General features: G+C 43.3%; 1 pseudogene. It reads left to right on the top strand.

Annotation, left to right across the window (positions count from 1 at the left end):
- Positions 1 to 402: pseudogene (locus tag NI466_RS15845) on the top strand (ISNCY family transposase); the annotation flags it as partial.

Here is a 402-nt window from a genome sequence, read left to right as displayed (position 1 = left end):
TGATCAAGGAAATGCGCCTAGAAGGTATCTGTTCAATTGCCGAGGCAAATGCCTGGCTGCCCTGCTTTATTGAGCATTTCAATCAGAAGTTCGCCAAATATGCGCGAAACTCAAAGAATTTACATCGGCCATTAACCGAATCTCATCTTGAACTGGATGATATTTTTACCTGACAGGAACCGCGTAAGGTCACCAAGAATCTGACCCTGACCTATGACAAATGTATTTATCTGCTTGAACCGATAGAGCTGAATCATAAGCTTGTTGGGCAATATATTTCATTTCTGGAGTACCCGGATGGGACTGTGGCTCTCATGCACGAGGGACGAAAGCTCAACTACAGCATTTTCAATAAATTAGCTGGGCTACAGCAGAATGAGATCGTTGAGAATAAACGGTTAG

It is taken from the genome of Acinetobacter lwoffii (assembly GCF_024129595.1).
Taxonomy (GTDB): domain Bacteria; phylum Pseudomonadota; class Gammaproteobacteria; order Pseudomonadales; family Moraxellaceae; genus Acinetobacter; species Acinetobacter lwoffii_O.
The sequence above is the reverse complement of the archived record's forward strand: the minus strand, read 5'-3'. Positions and strand labels throughout refer to the sequence as shown.